This is a genomic window from Paenibacillus phytohabitans (assembly GCF_013141775.1).
Classification (GTDB): domain Bacteria; phylum Bacillota; class Bacilli; order Paenibacillales; family Paenibacillaceae; genus Paenibacillus_AQ; species Paenibacillus_AQ phytohabitans.
This window is the reverse complement of sequence record NZ_WHOB01000066.1, coordinates 23,308-40,717: the sequence shown is the minus strand read 5'-3', so window position 1 is coordinate 40,717 and position 17,410 is coordinate 23,308. Positions and strand designations below refer to the sequence as shown.

Annotated in this window: 11 protein-coding genes and 1 pseudogene; 10 read left to right on the top strand and 2 right to left on the bottom strand. The window is 39.3% G+C overall.

The features are described 5' to 3' along the window. Positions 1-131: 131 nt before the first annotated feature. From GC101_RS22270 to GC101_RS22235, 8 genes are all read left to right on the top strand, one after another. On the top strand, positions 132-455 hold the full coding sequence (locus tag GC101_RS22270; RefSeq protein ID WP_171719022.1) for a hypothetical protein: 324 nt from the start codon (positions 132-134) through the stop codon (positions 453-455). Continuing rightward, positions 452-1,348: a copper amine oxidase N-terminal domain-containing protein gene (locus GC101_RS22265; protein ID WP_171719052.1), complete on the top strand. Its 897-nt coding sequence runs from the start codon at positions 452-454 to the stop codon at positions 1,346-1,348. Before GC101_RS22270 ends, GC101_RS22265 begins: the two co-directional genes overlap by 4 nt. A 432-nt stretch (positions 1,349-1,780) precedes the next feature. Continuing rightward, positions 1,781-2,005, top strand: coding sequence for a hypothetical protein (locus tag GC101_RS22260; RefSeq protein WP_171719051.1), 225 nt, complete (start codon positions 1,781-1,783; stop codon positions 2,003-2,005). Positions 2,006-2,100: 95 nt separating this feature from the next. Further along, positions 2,101-3,861, top strand: coding sequence for a CARDB domain-containing protein (locus GC101_RS22255; RefSeq protein WP_171719050.1), 1,761 nt, complete (start codon positions 2,101-2,103; stop codon positions 3,859-3,861). A 163-nt stretch (positions 3,862-4,024) separates the two neighbouring features. Continuing rightward, a complete protein-coding gene (locus GC101_RS22250; RefSeq protein ID WP_171719049.1) occupies positions 4,025-4,444 on the top strand; it encodes a prepilin peptidase in 420 nt (139 codons plus the stop codon). 256 nt (positions 4,445-4,700) lie between these two features. Further along, a complete protein-coding gene (locus tag GC101_RS22245) occupies positions 4,701-5,207 on the top strand; it encodes a hypothetical protein (protein WP_171719048.1) in 507 nt (168 codons plus the stop codon). A 30-nt stretch (positions 5,208-5,237) separates the two neighbouring features. After that, complete coding sequence (locus GC101_RS22240) at positions 5,238-6,932, top strand: ATP-binding protein (protein ID WP_171719047.1); 1,695 nt, start codon at positions 5,238-5,240, stop codon at positions 6,930-6,932. Positions 6,933-7,133: 201 nt separating this feature from the next. Then, positions 7,134-7,814 carry a GIY-YIG nuclease family protein gene (locus GC101_RS22235; RefSeq protein WP_171719046.1) on the top strand — a complete coding sequence of 227 codons (681 nt, stop codon included), beginning with the start codon at positions 7,134-7,136 and terminating at the stop codon, positions 7,812-7,814. A gap of 434 nt (positions 7,815-8,248) precedes the next feature. Here the strand turns inward: GC101_RS22235 and GC101_RS22230 are convergent. Next, positions 8,249-8,476: pseudogene (locus GC101_RS22230) on the bottom strand (tyrosine-type recombinase/integrase); the annotation flags it as partial. Positions 8,477-8,941: 465 nt separating this feature from the next. Between GC101_RS22230 and GC101_RS22225 the strand changes: the two are divergent. Both GC101_RS22225 and GC101_RS22220 read left to right on the top strand, forming a co-directional pair. Continuing rightward, positions 8,942-15,157 carry an RCC1 domain-containing protein gene (locus GC101_RS22225; RefSeq protein WP_171719045.1) on the top strand — a complete coding sequence of 2,072 codons (6,216 nt, stop codon included), beginning with the start codon at positions 8,942-8,944 and terminating at the stop codon, positions 15,155-15,157. Positions 15,158-15,164: 7 nt separating this feature from the next. Then, positions 15,165-15,629 carry an immunity protein YezG family protein gene (locus GC101_RS22220; protein ID WP_216626714.1) on the top strand — a complete coding sequence of 155 codons (465 nt, stop codon included), beginning with the start codon at positions 15,165-15,167 and terminating at the stop codon, positions 15,627-15,629. Positions 15,630-16,702: 1,073 nt separating this feature from the next. Here the strand turns inward: GC101_RS22220 and GC101_RS22215 are convergent. Continuing rightward, on the bottom strand, positions 16,703-17,401 hold the full coding sequence (locus tag GC101_RS22215) for a hypothetical protein (protein WP_171719044.1): 699 nt from the start codon (positions 17,399-17,401) through the stop codon (positions 16,703-16,705). Positions 17,402-17,410: the final 9 nt, after the last annotated feature.

Here is a 17,410-nt window from a genome sequence, read left to right as displayed (position 1 = left end):
CAGTGTTAAGGTGCGGCGGGGGAGAGGAGGGAGGGGGACATAAAACTAGATAATTAGGATAAATTTGGGTTTACATAATGAAATCATTATGTTAGTGTAAAAGAAACTCAAAATGTAGGATGTGAATCTCAATGGCTGCTAAAAAAATGGGCAGACCGCCTTCTGTCAATCCAAAAAGTGAACAACTATCTGTAAAGATGGACAAAACTACTGAGACGATATTGGACAACTATTGCCTTAAACATAATGTCAAAAGGCCTGCAGCCGTGCGTGAAGCAATCTCCCGACTCAACGAAGAGGAAACACGGTATTTTTGGAGTCCGGAGTGGAGGCAATTGCTTGAAGAAAACGAGACCACTTTATTAAAAGGGACAGAGGATCTACAGCAAACCCTTAGCTTGCTTCTTTCGTTGATACGGAGTATGAAAACAAAAACAGGGAGTGAAGATGAATGAGATCCATTCGGTTAAGATTTAGCAGTGCGATTCTAACCATGGTTATGTTGTTAGGTTTGGTGGCGAGTGTCGCCTCTGCAGCCCAAGTCACGGTTTCGGTACAGGTCAATGGAACAGCGCTCAGATTCCCGGACGCGAAGCCGTACTATGAGAATAACCGGGTCATGATACCGATCCGGTTCGTCAGTGAAGCGTTGGGAGCGAAGGTGGGCTATAGCCTCGATAGATCCGTAACCATTGAGTTAGGTCCGAAGAAAATCCTGATGAAGATCAACAGCGATACTGTAACGGTTGATTCTGTGCTGCAGAAGCTGGATGTACCTGCGCGTCTGCAGCAGAACCGTACCTATGTACCCTTGCGGTTTGTGTCGGAGGCCCTCGGTGCTGAGGTGGGTTGGAATCAAGAAAAACGTCTGGTGACGATTACGACAGGAGCATCTGCAACACCGGTAGCGAGTCCTTCCCCTACGGCGACGCCTGCTGTGGGTGGGAATAACATGTTTAAAGTCGGTTTTGAGTGGCCTCGTGAGACAGAGCTGGGTAAGGCTCTGTTTGTCGATAATATGCGAGTATCTGGCGGTAAACTAAGTTTTACTTTGCCTAAAGAAGCTAGTGGTGACTATGACGGTCCTGTTGGGGGTAAATCATATAAGCTTGAGCCAGGTAAATCATACTCATTTCCTATCGGTAAGAATGCAGGTCTAATCTCGCTATCCAAGGCTGAAACGTCTGGTGATAGTTGGGAAGGATACGCCATAGCTTTAGATACAAAATACAATGAGGATATGGCCCTGCTCTTTGGGGCAATTACAAATGATGTAGTAGTCTTTGGGAAGGGGAATAGTGGAGCAACTTTGACTGAAGTTATTCAGAAGGCCAAGTCTCTAAAGTAAGATGAAACTTAAGGGTGAATATCGGTGATCATATGTGCTTAATATAACTTTTTACAAGAGTCTGATTCGCTAAATGCGGCAGGCTCTTTTTTTTGAAATAGTATCCGAATGGAGGGAGAATTATGAGAAAACAAAAGCTAGGAAAAGCTTTTCTATTAATAATTGCTGTAATATTGCAACTGGTCCCGGTGGCTGCTGCAGCGGGAACACCGATGTTGTATCCATATACTCCGTCATGGGAATATGGCCTGGAGGGAGAAAATTTCAATGGTTTTGTCCCTGCATTAGAAAGACAAGTGGAAAATAACCCGTGGCAGCTGTACCAATGGGCTGGATTGTTCACATTCGCAGATGGGCAGACAAGAATAGTCCCTAATTACGATGTCTTTAATGTAAAGAAAACTCCTGTCGATGAGAATTTTAGTAAGGAGAATGGCTTTGGATTGGTTTTTAAAAGTGAAGCAGCTCTTGGTGATTTGTTTGACTCTATTTGGTCGGGTCAACCGATTGAAACTAAACAGCGGAAATATTTCAGTGATCGGTTTGTTCAAACTGCTAAAGATCCCATTTTTAAATCAGGACACGAATACTACTATATTCTCAGGAATGCCTTTCCGTTCCTCCGCACATCCGGCATTGTCCCGCGCATGGGGATAAAGTTCAACAGCACCCAAAAGATCAGTTCTGACTCCTACCGAGCGCTCTATGATGTTTCTCCTTGGCCTAAATTAACAGTATCCCAGGGAAACGCATTGAATGTTGCATTTTCCTCCTATGGTTATTCCGAACGGGACATTCGGGTCATTGCAGCACCTAAGGGGGCATTTCCGGACTTATCCAAAGTGGTTAGTCTGACAGACGGTAAACTAATCCACACCACTGAACCGAGCTATGACGGCAATGTAAGCGTGAATGCAAAGGATATCTCCAAAGTCCTTGGTAAAGATGTAGATATCATCGTGGATGATGGTTATGGCCGGACAGCGATTAAGAGTATTACGCTCCCAGATGAGCAAGCACTAGACTTCGTGCCTACGAAGCTGACGCTCACGGACGGCGGACAGCTCTGGGTGAAGTTCCGGTATGACGGTGATGATATCATGGCTTCCGATTATGTGAATACACGAGGAATGCCAATGAATGCTGCAGTCAAGATTGGCGGTGTGCTTACCGCAGAGTTTTCGCTGGCCTCGATGTACAGCTCACTTCCAGCGACGATAACGAATGGCCAAGAATTCAATTACATGCTTGGCAAAGTCGAGATTGGTGATGATCCGGGGAAGTACTATATCAAAGTAGACGCTACAATTAACAATCCTGTCCATCAGGATCGGGCGCTGGAGTCACCAGCGGCGGCTTACAACAACAATATGCTACATGGGGAATGGATGATTGAACGTGTGGCTCCGAAGGCTGATCTGATTGCGGTATCGATCACTGCTTCGCCGGATTCCATTACCAAGGGCGGTCAGTCCAGCATCACCGGAAAGGTCAAGAATGACAGCGCAGCTGGGCAGAATGATGTGCTCATTCGCTTGTATGATAACGCCAGCAAAATCTATGAGACGCGAAAATCTTTTGCTGCAGGTCAGACGCTAACCGTAGGGCCTTTTAATTGGACAGGCAACTCGACAGGGGTCCACAACCTTACGCTCTCCGTAGATCCCGAGAAAGAGAAGACGGATCAGAATCGGAGCAATAATATAGTCACGACAGGCTGCAGTGTTGTCTCAGGAGCTTCAGGAAGTGGGAGCGAGTGTAATCAGCCTGAGGCTGCTGGTGAATGGTCAGTGTCCTATCCAGTGATCACTGGATATCCAACAAAGTATTACACTTCTAGCTATACAACGGCAGATGGTAAGACTCACTATTTCACTGACTATTACACAGACTACGGTGACCCTAACTGGAGCAGCACTCCTGTAACGTACCAGGAGAATCTGAAAATCTCTGCCGAAGTAAGCACCAAGCAAGGCATAGCGACAGATCTCAATCACCCCAAAGAGACGGATAGGGACAGCCGTGGTTCCTGGGAGATTATTCCCTACGCCAAGAAAAGCGGAAAGGATGCCAATGCAATTACAAGAGCCGGTTACGGTATTGAGCTGAAAGTAAATACAACCTACACCACGAATTGGGAGACCAAAATCCCTGCTGGTCTGGAAGGAACGGCATATCCGTTAGGGGGAACCTATTATGGTCCCGATGCAGTGTATGCTACCTTCTATGATTCAAACTGGAAGTACGAACGCCAAGTCAAACTGGAGAAGACCAGCGGGGACCGCAATAATGCCACCTGGGAGTTACCATTGACCAAGATTACCTCCGACTCCGGCAAAGTCTATCAGAGCCGGAAGTACATGACATCTATGAATGCTCCAGACGGCTATTACAGGATCAAGATTTCAACCGATCCTGCAGGAATGAATGGCTTGGTGACTTGTATTACGAAACAAGTAGAAATCTACGGCAGCATGTATGATGATGTACAGAATGTAAGACGGACAAACTGAATTTAATGTAGCTTACCCCATCGTTCGCGGTGGGGTTTTGCTTGTGAGTCCCGTGAGGGCTCACTGAAGGAGGAAATTATGATACCTAATTTATGTTCGCTGGTGGAAGCTATACTTATCTGTGGCTTACAGCTGCTATTCCCGGATCTAGGAGTATAAAGTTATGGCCATAGTAAACATGTTGCTAATAATGAGTCTAATCATGCTTTGCTGCTGGTTCAGTTACACCGATATTAAGGAGCGTCGGATTTCCAATAAGCTGACGTATCCAGCAATTTTAGTTTTGCTTGTGTTTAGGATCGTGTCTAGTCCGGAATATTTATGGGGGCTGATCACAGGTGCAGTGTTTTTCCTAATCTTTATGATCAGCCCCCGATCCTTGGGAGCCGGGGATGTGAAACTGGTTGTACTGGTTGGATTAGTCATCGGCCTGGAGCGAGTGGTGGTAGCTCTGTTGTTAATGTGCATTTTTGTTTTTGTGTACCAAGGGGGAAGAAAGCTGCTGTCATTGGGGGTTACGCATTCAGTGCCTCTGGCACCTTTCCTTACTTTGGGGTTGCTAGGGATCGTTGTCGGTTTATGACTTTGAATTGTCGATTTACAGATTGTTACAATCATGTTAATGTGAAATAACACTGATCGGAAGCACCGGCGTGTAGTCCGAAAGAATCGGCAAAATCGCCCTGTTAGCTTAGGCTGGCAGGGCGATTTTTTGTTTTAGTGATTTAAATTGTAATTACTGGGAAAAATATTACAAGAAGCGTACTATTATTCGTCTGTTTGTTTAAGTCTTGAATAATTGTGGTCAGATAATATCAAAGGTAAAGGTGGCTGTATGTATGAAGAATATCAAAGTTACTATAGAGAATTGTTATGGTATAAGTAAATTAGAACATGAATTTGACTTTACTGAAACCAATTCTGCTTATGTAATTTATGCGCCGAATGGGGTTATGAAGTCCTCTTTTGCTAATGTATTTGATGACTACAGTAAGGACAAAGACTCAAGCGATTTAGTTTTTAAGGACCGTATATCATTGCGAAAGATAATAGATGCATCAGGTAATGAAATTGATAGAGAGTCGATTTTCGTAATTAGGCCGTATGAGAAAAAATATAAATCAAATCGTGTTTCTACTTTGCTGGTAAAGGAGGAATTAAAAAAAAGATACTCTGAAATTCATGAAAAGATAGATAGCGCTAAAGACTTACTCATGAAAGAGTTGAAGAAAAACACTAAACTAAATAAAGTTGAAGATGAAATTACTAGTGCTTTTAGTGCGGGGAAATCAAAAATTTTAGAAATATTGTATCAACTTGAGGATTCAGTTTCAGCTGATAGTTAGATTTATCCGTTTTCAAGTATTTCTTATAAGGTGGTATTTGATGAGAAGGTTATTGAGTTTCTATCTACTGGAGATTTTAAGTATCAAATCAAGCAATACATAGAGAAGTACAATGATCTAATAAAAAACTCGAATTTTTTACGGAAAGAGTTTAACCATTACCATGCCACTACTGTTCAGAAAAATTTATTGGATAATGGGTTTTTCAAGGCTGAGCATACAATTAACATGAATATGAAAGGTGTTAAAACAGAGATAACTTCAGCATCCGAGCTGTCAAAGCTAATAGATGAAGAGAAAAATAAAATTTTATCGGATATCCACCTTCAAAAAATATTTCAAACTATTGATAAAAAAATTTCAAATGCTCAATTAAGAGAGTTTAGAGATTATTTATTCGAGAACCAAGATTTATTGATTGAACTAGAGAATATTCAAAATCTAAAGAAGAAAGTTTGGCTTTCTTATCTTCAGCAACATTCCATTTTATATTTCAATTTAATTAAGGAATACAAGGACGGACAAGTTGAGTTAAAAAAGATAATTAAGCAGGCGAATGAAGAAAAAACGGATTGGGAAAATGTAATTGATATTTTTAATAGAAGATTTTATGTGCCATATACCCTTAGAATGAGTAATAAATCAGATAGCGTATTACGAGACGAAGCGCCTAGTGTTGAGTACGTTTTTAAAGATCGAGATGAAAATTCCGAAACTGTAAGTGAGGAAATATTGCTATCGATATTGAGTCAAGGTGAAACAAGAGCTCTTTATTTGTTAAACATTATTTTTGAAATTGAGTGCAGGAGAAAGCAAGGTCTACAGACATTACTAGTTATTGATGATATTGCCGATTCCTTCGATTATAAAAATAAGTACGCTATTATTGAGTATCTAAAAGAAATCTCTGATTCGGAAAATTTCAGTTTAGTGATATTAACACATAATTTCGATTTCTACCGAACAGTACAAGACAGAATAAACACGGATAAATTTACTCAATCATATATGGCAGTGAGGAACGTTGATTCTATAAACTTAATAAATCCTGGCTATAAATATATAAGTAATCCTTTCGGGAACTGGAAAAAAGACTTGAATGACAAAGTTAAATTAATTGCTTCTATTTCATTTGCTAGGAATATAGCTGAATACGTAGGGGATAAAGTTAATTTTAATAAACTCACTTCAATTCTACATAAGAAGGATAACTCGGGAACTCTTTTAATAAAAGACATTGAAAGCTCCTATAAAGAAATCTTTAAAGATATGGATCAGTTGGTATTAAATGATCCGGATAAGTATGTATTAGATGTGATTTTTGAGGTAGCTGAGCAACTTTGTGGTGAGTCAACTGAGACAGGGTTGAATTTGGAAAATAAGATTGTGTTGTCGATAGCAACAAGAATTAATGCAGAAATCTATATGATTTCAAAAATTCACGACCCATCTTTTGTTTCAAAAATTAAAAGCAATCAGACAGGGAAATTATTTGGTCGATTCAAGAATGATTTTTCAAATGAGGCAGAGTCTATAAAAATTCTTGAAAAAGTTAATCTAATGACACCTGAAAATATTCACTTGAACTCATTTATGTTTGAACCAATACTGGACTTAACTGAGCATCACTTGAAAGATCTTTATGTAAATGTTAAACGATTAATTATATCAGAAGAGCAGAGTGAAATGTTTGCCGCAACAACAACAGAGAGTTATGATCATTAGTGGTTCAAGACTAATCAGTAAAGAGGAACTCACCTTAGTAACAATGCCAGGATGAGTCTTAACTTTTAGTGCATCTGGAAAGTTAAAAGCACCGATCCTTCAGCTCAATTGTAATAGTAACCCCCTACCAACTTTAAATGGTCGGTGAGGTTTTGTTTAGAATGACAAGTCGTAAAAAGTAAAATTGAGGAGATATTAATAATGAGTAATGGATATGTATATGTGCTTACAAATGAGAGCATGAAAGGGTTAGTGAAAATAGGAATTACGTCTATAAGTCCCCTCGAAAGAGCAAGGAAATTATCGAAGCATACTTCAGTACCTACGCCGTTTAAAGTTGCTTATGAAGTTTATATAGAAAATAGTAAAGAATTGGAAAAAGAAATACATACAGAGTTGGATGATTTTAGAGTTAATTCAAGGAGAGAATTTTTCAATTATCCGTTGAATAAAACCATTGAATTAGTACAATTGTTATCAAAAAAAGATAGATCTAATAACGAAGATATTTATGAATCCATCGATATACTAGGTGCATTAAAAGAAAAATACGAAGACTTTATAAATGAAAGTGTAACTTCGGTAAAATTGTATCAAACCAAAGAAAGAGTATCCTTACAGGTAACTTCTGAGTATGAAATAGGAAATGATTTATTAGACGAAGTGATTAGGAGAACGGATTTAGGATTTATTAGTGACGGGGAGTATGAAAAATCCTTGGCATTTGATCCAAAAAAGCCAATTCAAGTTAATGTAGATAGTTTCTTAATGAGTAGCCCTGCCACTCACGTTGTAAGCCATACAGATTTGTTTACTGAGAAAGGGGCAGAGCAACTTTATAATGAAGATGTGCATGGAATTCAATATAGTAATGAAGACTAAGGTTATCCAATTAACTTTCTAAGTTGACCAACATATCTATGTCTTTAATGAACGTGTAAACACAGGGATACCCATGTACAAGGAGATTTAGGAAGAAGTGATATGCTGGCCAATTACTTAGTATTACTCCAGCGGGAGGGCGGTGCTAAGGTAGCATTTCGTTCTAACAAAACTTCTAACCAATCTTCTAACAACAACCAAACATCAACAAATCTTTAGAAGTAACTATACGCTTAAACACGCGATTTATTGCCCAACAGACCCCAGAAAAACCTTATAAATCTATGCTGGGTCGCACTCGTAATGCGTAGGCCGGGGGTTCAATTCTCTTCACCAGCATAGGTGAGATTCCAATAGTGGTGCTGCTTTCCGAGATTTCGGGGGCAGCGCTTCTTTTTTTTGGAAAATCAGAGCTTCTGATATTCTTCTAACCTTTACTCAAGTAAAGTGATTGTTTCAGGTTCTTCCTGCGCTTTGTGACGAAATCCTAAGATGAAAATACCAATGTCCCGAAGGGCCGCTTCTTGCAGTTTTGGAAATACATGAGAGTAAGTAACCAAGGTAACATTGATAGAGGAGTGCCCAAGTCTCTCCTGAACAATCTTGGTATGAACTCCGGGCTTTAGGAGCAGGGTTGCGTGAGTAACCCGGAGATCATGGAATCAGATGTTTGGGAACGATAGACGTCCCTCTCTAATCTGCTTGAGTATCCAATAATAATTCTGCAGTAAGAGACGCCGAACTAATTCAGTACTGATACAAGTCTAGATAATTAATGCTGCTTAATCCGTTTGGATTTCATGATTTTCTAGTCTCTGATTACGTTTCTCTTTTTGACGGCTCAATAGACACACTGTGCTTTCGACTAAAGTGATGGAGCTGATACTGCTGCCAATCTTCGCATCATCCACTACATGGATCTTCTCGACATATGTCTATGCCTGTCGAACTAATGTATTTCAACACGATTTGTTATGTAGCAGGGAGATTTACACAAATCTATCTATTTTCGACAAAACGCGACAGCTTAATTATACATAGTTCAAACAATTTAGATATACAATTTACTTTGGTGGTATGAAATTCACGTTTTTAAAAATTGATTTTTAACATGAGAGGACGCGTTTTTGTTGAAGAAAAAGCACAGGAAATCATTCTTATTACTCGTCATTATTATTACCGTTTTATGTCAATCCGTGATAATGACACAAACTTCAAGCTTCGTTGCGGCAGCAGCAGATGAATCCGCAGTAATTAGAGATTCTCATTCTATTTATGCTGTAAAGGAACTTGAAGATAAGCGTACCAGAAATAGCAAAACCTACTTAAATAGTGACGGAACCACATCTGTTCAAATGGAAGAACATTCATTAAATTATCTTGATGGAGAAGATTGGAAAGAGATAGATACAACAATCAAGTCGGATAACACGGATTCGAATTACTCACATAGCATGTTGACAAACAATTATAAGGTGAGATTGAACAATAAAAAGGATAAAGAAGCTATATCGTTTTCAATTTCCGACCAAGCAATAACATATGAAGCTAAAGGCATGAATAGCGTTGCAGGGGTAGTAAATGGAAGCATCATTACATATCAGAATGCATGGCAAAGCACGGATATGCAGTATATGGTCGAAAATGATCAATTAAAAATGGAATTACATTTGGCGAACAAAAGAGCACCTAAATCATTCACATTTAATATTGGTACGAAGAATGTATCTTATCATTTAAACCAGGATGGATCTATTGATTTTTTTAATGAAAATGGAGAAATATCTTTTCAAATTCCTCGCATGTGGGTTAAAGATGCTGCTGACAACGAAAAACGGTATGATAAACTGCAAATTAATTTGACTCAGCAAAAGGGTCAAACGACGTTAGTACTGACGCTAGATGATCGCGATTTGCAATACCCAATCATCATAGATCCGACAACTTCGTTGCCCTCCGCAGCTGCTGGAACACAGCACACATTGTGGATAAGAAAAGTTGATGGGACAGTTTGGGCATGGGGGAATAACAATTATGGACAATTGGGTGATGGAACTACTACCACTAATAAAGATGATCAAGAACTTATAAATGTGCGTGGCTTATTAGATGTTATTTCTGTTGCAGCAGGAGGCAGCCATTCGTTAGCTGTCAAACAAGATGGCAGCGTCTGGGCATGGGGAGCTAACGATTACAGTCAATTGGGCAATGGCACTACTACCAACAGTTCTAAGCCGATACAAGTCAACAATTTGGCGAATATGAAAGCTGTCGCGGCAGGAAGAAACCATTCGATAGGCGTCAAGCAAGATGGCACTGTTTGGGTGTGGGGAGATAATTCAAATGGACAAATGGGAGATGGTACAACTTCATTTAACTCGGCTCCTGTTCAAGTGAGTGGACTATCAAATGTAATTGCTGTTGAGGCAGGAAACGACCAATCTTATGCTATTAAGCAAGATGGAAGTGTTTGGGGATGGGGATATAGCGTTTTAAGTACTAAGGTTCTTACTCCACTACCAGTAAGTGGTTTATCGAATGTAAAGGCAGTTAGCACAAAAGGTCATCATTCTTTAGCGCTCAAACAAGATGGAACTGTTTGGGGATGGGGGTATAACGTCAATGGACAATTAGGCAATGGGACAACTGATTCTAGCTCAACGCCTGTACAAGTGAGTGGTTTAACGAACGTAATTGCCATTGCTGCGGGGACAACTCATTCCTTGGCTCTCAAACAAGATGGTACAGTCTGGGCCTGGGGATCCAACTCTTTTGGAGAATTTGGTATTGGCACAACTACCAGTAGTTCAACGCCTATATTAGTAAGCGGGCTGAACAAAGTAACCGAAATTTTCGCGGGGGATGGATATTCAACAGCCATCAGATATGACGGAACCGTATGGGCCTGGGGATATAACCATTTGGGACAAACAGGAAATGGATCAACAGGGATAAGAAAAACTCCTGTGCAACTGAACGGAATGTCAAATATCATATCTACTACTGCAGGCGCTTCTCATTCATTAGCAGTCAAGCAAGATGGAACAGTTTGGTCGTGGGGGAATAATGAATATGCCCAATTAGGTGATGGTAGTTACAACGATCATTATACGCCCATACAAGTTAGTGGAATAACAAATGTGAAATTAATTGCAGCAGGAAGGTACTACTCTATAGCGGTCAAACAAGATGGCACTGTTTGGAACTGGGGGGGGAGTAGTGCTTCAATCCCTAAACAGGTGAGTGGTCTATCAAATATAAAAGCGATTGCTGCAGGAGAGAGCCATTCCCTAGCAGTCAAAGAAGATGGAACAGTTTGGTCGTGGGGGGGGAATTATGATGGACAATTAGGCAATGGTACGAATGTCTACAGTTCAATACCCGCTCAAATAAATGGACTTTCAACTGTCATATCTGCTGCAGCAGGGCAATATCATTCGTTAGTACTCAAACAAGATGGAACCGTATGGGCCTGGGGAAATAACGCCGCTGGGCAATTAGGCAACGATACGATAACTAACAAATCGTACCCTATCAAAGTAAATGGTTTATCTAATGTGAAATCAATTGCAGCAGGACTTAACTTTTCCCTGGCACTCAAACAAGATGGAACTGTATGGGCCTGGGGAGATAATACAAATGGACAATTGGGAAATGGAACGAATATAAGAAGCTTAACACCTGTAAAAGTTATCGGCTTATCAAATGTAGTCTCAATTGTGTCAGGAGGTAGCCATTCCTTAGCAGTAAAGCAAGATGGAACCATTTGTTCGTGGGGAAATAATTCCTTTGGACAACTGGGGAATAGTATGACTGCCAACAGTTCGACGCCTGTGCAAGTGAGCGGATTGCGGAATGTAACAATGGCTGCTGCAGGGGATGATCACTCACTTGCCATTAATCAAGATGGTAATATTCAGGCGTGGGGTGCTAACTATTATGGGCAAGTTGGAGACGGGTCTCTTTACAAGTTATTTCCACAAAAGGTTTTTGGAACTGATCCGTCCGGGATAAATATAACCTTTGCAGCATCGACATTAGATCCTACGGATCAGCCTGTTACTATAACAGTCTTTGTAACGGGTAATTGGGGTGGAACACAATTAAAATGGGCTTCAGGAGAACAAGAAGGGAGTTATTTCCTAGCAGGAGGCACAGAGATAATCGGTAACAAGTTTACGATATCGACTAACGGGACATATACCGTATGGGGTAAAGATATAGAAGGGAATGTTGGGGGTCTAATACTCCAAATTAATAATATAGAACCCCCAAGTGCTCCAAGTGATCTAAAGTCGGAAAGTTTCGATTATGCCAACGTGTACTTATCTTGGACTTCATCGATAGCCAATTTCGGTGTGAAACAATATAACATTTACAATGGTGATACTTTAATTGGTACAACTCAAAATACGAATTACTTAGTCTCTAACATAAGTACCCCTTCTATTTATCGATTTACTGTAAAAGCTGTAGACACAAATAATAATATATCTTCGGCTAGTAATATCAGTGTTATTGATTTTAGCGATATAACTCCTCCAACTACACCAATGAATTTTTCTTATAAGGATGTTAAATTAAGCGGTGTTACATTAACGTGGTCGCCATCAACTGATAGCTCGGGAATCAGCAAATATATCATACGTGATCAGAGTACTAACAAAGAATATATATCAACTGGAACTTCGTATACCATCAACAATTTAAATAGTGCTTCAACGTATTCATATTCAGTGAGTGCAGTTGATGCTCTCGGGAATAAGTCGCACAGCAGTTCGATTTTGCAAGTAACAACTGATGGATATATTAATAAGAATCTAGAAGTTAAAGTAGATGGACTCTCTACTAATGAGGGTGTTTATAACGCAAGAACATATCGTAATGGTAAAACATATGTTAATATTTCCGGTTTATCTGGAGACGTTAATGGTATAGTCGAGGGTATTGATTACCTAAGAGAAGGTATGGATAACTGGTACTCTACAAACTACTTATCACAACGAGTGAATGTAACAGAAACATCTGATAAGGTTTTGCTTACTCCTAAACCAGTTACTTCAATGAAAACATTCCAATTATCAAGTGTATCCGAAAATGTTTACGATTTTTCAAGTTCCTCATCTGTGTCAGAGAATGTTTATGGTTTGAGAAGCATATCCAATCATGATTATGATGGTATGATCGAGGAGGTATATGATTATCTGTATACTCATCCTACTAATGAGAATGAAATAAATGAATTTTTTAAATCGTTAAGAGCAAGAATTAACAATAATTTAAAGATTACTGAGGAACCTGCATTACAAATCAGCTCATTTAGTGCAACAGGTACTACAGCCGACAGCGGTTACGAACCTGGTCCTTCAAATTCTCAGGAATTGGCATTAGAGAAAGAAAACTCACTTAAAGCACTTTGGTCTATGGCTAATGGCTATTTAGCATTAATTAGTGCAGAGAACCTGTTTGACACAAGTGAATTAAGTAATGGGAATGGCGATGCATTTAGACACGCTTATTGGGGAGCACTGATGGTCGCTGATCCAGATGTTGGCTATAATTGGGCTGGGAGATGGGGAACTGCGCATGAAGAGGGAGAACCCAATAATCCAGCAGATCAGAAGCTAATGGATTTATATAATAACTTTGCAGGAAGATCAATAGGTCTCTTGTATACCACTAAATTTAATGGTCAAAAACTACCTGACAGTTGGATGCAGGATTTGAAGCTAGAAGTTTTACTCGCCTTAGAGAATGGTGAATTAAAAAGAATAGATAATGAGCCAGTGTTTACATCGCCATCTCAGGTTACAACTTTTAATTCCTTAAGTGCCATAAGTCCTATGGGTGCTACAATTAATCCTTATGATAATATTGAAATGTCTGAGAAACATATGAAAACAGATACGACAGGACGAATTACATCAACTCAGCCAGCTCCTGCAGGATTGGCGCACATTAAAACTTATCTTTCAATAAATAGATTTAAAAACGGTTGGGGACAAGTTCAGTATGTCGGACATAACCAACTTACTATAAGGGCCTGGATAAATGACCAATATAAGGGGCGGACTTACCAAGACATTACAGTACCAATGGAAATGGCTCTGTATAAAGGGGGATACTTTGCAACTCCTCAAAGCATAAAAGCAGCTTTAGCGAAATACTTTGAAAAAAAGATGACTAATGGGGTTTATGTAAGACAATGGGGAGCGGAATCGACAGGAATCATTTATAAAGTAGATGGTATGTCTCAATTTAACGTTTTTGGTGGAAATAGAAGTGGTAGTTGGGTTGATATTAATACTTTTATAAATTCAATGGGCCCTTTGTGGGAAACTGAATATCTTGCGTATACAAATTCAGATGCATTAAGAGATCTTCAGAAAAGCCTTGATTTAATTTCTGTTTTCCCAGTCGTTGGTGTTGTTGCAGGAAGTGGAAGTATAATCATTAGTTTCGTATCAGGAAATACAAAAGATGCTGCTCTTGCGGCTGGTTTTACAGCGGCCGGTCCAGTTATTGGTAAATTCGCCAACTATGGAGGCAGCGCTATATTAAGAGTTTATAACTCAACGAAAGTGACTACGATTCTACAAAAAGCAGGAAGCTCGATAAGTAATCTAAAGTCGGCTATAAAAAATACGTCTAGTGACTTGAATTCACTAATCACCAATGTTTATTCGGGGTATAATGGAAGAATAGAACTCGAGTACGCAGACATAGGGCGAATGAATTTTAATCAAGCTCAATTGATTGAAGGAACTAATGAAGTTGCAGAGGCTAAATATAAAAACTTCTTAGAGACCAAATGGGCTGAAACAACTCCCGAAATCAATACAGCATTTGAAGATGCGATGGTTGGTGAGCATTTCAAGAAAAGTGGTAGAATTAAAGTGCTAAAAGAGAATGCTTATTATAGAAAAAATCAGTATACTTATACTACTGATCACATGGGTCGGATTAATAAGGTTGAAGGTGACCTTGTATTAAAAACAGCAAATAGAAACGAATACGCTCAAGGTATAGCAGGCAGACAGGATCGAATTAGAGACTTAAATGATCCTGATGCTGGTGGACATTTAATAGCATCTTCATTTAATGGATCTGGTGAATTAGATAATTTGGTTGCAATGAACGCTCAAATCAATGGGTCTGGTGGGAAATGGTATGAAATGGAGGAAGTATGGAGAAAAGCACTTAATGATCACTACAGTGTGAATGTCAAGATAGAGCCAGTATATTCTGGAGTGTCACAAAGACCATCTTCGTTTATTGTAAAATATCGAATTGGCGATGATGAACCTATTTTACTAACGATATACAATAAGGTTGGAGGTTAACACATATATGGTGAATTCAGAGAAAATGTATCAAAATATAGGAAATAAATTAGTGGGAATAATTCCTGATGAGTGGGATAAAATTTATCTCTATGCAGAAGTATTACCTGGTTCGAGTATCATTTATTTTTACTTCAAATCTGCTACAAAAAATGAATTGATATACAGTCATAACATCCCAGAAATTTATGGAGTAGATGAACGGATATATGAAAGGTTGCACGGGGAGTTAAGAGATTATTTCGTTGAATTAAATAAGGAGTTCAGAAGTACTCTTGATCAACCTTGGACAAATCTGACGATGTATTTGGATCAATCAGGTAAATTTAATATTGATTATAGTTATGATGAAGTTATTAACAATCCTTCTAAACAACTTACTATCTGGAAGTATGAAGTTCTTGGGTTATTACCTAAAAATGCATTCCATCAAGAGTATTTAGATGAATATTTAAAAACTAAAACGGATTAATTCCCCAGAGGTGTCCTTCAGCCATTTAACGGCTGACTGAGGCACCTCTCCTTGTTTATTTAGGCATAGAACTTTCAAACAGGAAAATGAAGTTTCTAATATGAATATTTAATTAAACTGCAAGTAACTTAATGCTCAGCTCTACGCAAAGTCTAGGAACAGCATGTCGGCGGCTTCACCGGTATTGGTACTTTAGAGGGAATTCACTGTTTTTCAAAATATTAATCCGAGAGTAGCCTAGAAGGAGATTTTCTAACTTCCAAAAGATTTCCCCTCTTAGAAAAACGTCTGCCCGAAAATCGCTACGTCAATCCTACATCCCATACTTTTTCCGTATTTCTCCAATACGTTTCTCTTGAAAAATTAAGTTAATCTTATATCTGGTCAGTCAAAAGTTCTATAACTCTAAGAAACCAGCGATTCGCGCTCCACATCAGTGTTTTCCTGCTTGTATATAATTATTTCCGTTATGAATAATGGATTTTGAGTAAACAGGTGAAAAATAAACTTGCGTAAATAAGCGGCAATGCTGGCCTCTGAGGCCACGGCATGGGAGGCGTTGCAAATAGCAGGAAAACGGCCCCGAGGTTCGGCCTGCAATCTGCAAGGCGACAAGTTGTAGGCGCCCCTTCTCAATGCACAGGCACATCCAGATTCAAATCCGTACTGTACAAAAATGGTAGCGGCCCTCATGCACTACGAGCACAAAGCGCAATTCCTGGTACAAGCCTTAGTCCCAAAGCAGATCCAGGCATATAAAACGAACCGTTTCTTCGTTACCGTAAAGTGGAAGAGTTGTGTTTATTTCATATGATTTAGTTGATAAAGAAACTAGGGCCCAAATGGACTGAAATTAGGTAACGAAATGAAATGTGTGCAGTAGTCGAAATGAATACCATATAGAAGATACTCCTCAGTGATAGCGTGTTTTATTATGGCTTTGGCCAGTTGAGTGTGTGAAACGCCCGAAACTATAAAACCCGCTATGCGGGTGGAGGGAACCGAGGGGTTGCCCCAAGGCCAACAGAGGTTGTACCCCAAGAGTAAACCACACGTTGGACTGGTGGTCCTAATTAATCTATAGTAACAAATTTATTGATGAAGTCTTGTCGGTCCGATTTGTTGAAGTGGCGATCACTAATCTTTTCTCTCCATATATCATTTGAAGTAATTGAACTAAAGTCAACGTTGTAGAAGCTTTCTATCTCACCCTTAGTCAGATCAACGGAATATGTCTCTCCATCATAAGGAATAGTCATATCAACTGTAGCAGTACTTGGAAACTGTTTGAATAATCGAGTAGTTTCCTGCATGAGCAACTTATTGATCTGATCTCCAGTAGCAAAATAATCTACATAATCCTCTTTGGTAATACCAGAATTCGGATTGGCGTCTTTATATTCATTGAAGTCTTTAAAGAAAATCACACTTATACTATCCGTTCCGACTTTGACTTCTTTGATAAAAGTTTTTCCCGTAAGATTCGCTGTGTAGGTAAGTACTTCATCTTTGGATAATGGTAATTGATCACTAGCTACTGTTTGTGTCGGTTCTGAGGTTGATTGGACTGTGGGCTCAACCGTTGGCTCTGAAATAGGAGTGGTAGTTGGTTCTACAGTAGCGACTGCAACCACTTCTTCTACAGGATTTACAGTGGCAATAGCTATGGTCTGATCATTAAGTTCTTTATCATTACCCAGGCTACCAATACCTCCAATAAGGAGAATTAAAAGTACCCAGAACCACCATTTTTTATAAACCGGCTTTTGCATTCTTTTTCC

Coding starts and splice junctions, on each gene's coding strand:
- GC101_RS22215 (WP_171719044.1), bottom strand. CDS start 17,401: ATGCAAAAGCCGGTTTATAAAAAATGGTGGTTCTGGGTACTTTTAATT.
- GC101_RS22265 (WP_171719052.1), top strand. CDS start 452: ATGAGATCCATTCGGTTAAGATTTAGCAGTGCGATTCTAACCATGGTT.
- GC101_RS22235 (WP_171719046.1), top strand. CDS start 7,134: ATGAGTAATGGATATGTATATGTGCTTACAAATGAGAGCATGAAAGGG.
- GC101_RS22250 (WP_171719049.1), top strand. CDS start 4,025: ATGGCCATAGTAAACATGTTGCTAATAATGAGTCTAATCATGCTTTGC.
- GC101_RS22245 (WP_171719048.1), top strand. CDS start 4,701: ATGAAGAATATCAAAGTTACTATAGAGAATTGTTATGGTATAAGTAAA.
- GC101_RS22220 (WP_216626714.1), top strand. CDS start 15,165: ATGGTGAATTCAGAGAAAATGTATCAAAATATAGGAAATAAATTAGTG.
- GC101_RS22270 (WP_171719022.1), top strand. CDS start 132: ATGGCTGCTAAAAAAATGGGCAGACCGCCTTCTGTCAATCCAAAAAGT.
- GC101_RS22260 (WP_171719051.1), top strand. CDS start 1,781: ATGGCTTTGGATTGGTTTTTAAAAGTGAAGCAGCTCTTGGTGATTTGT.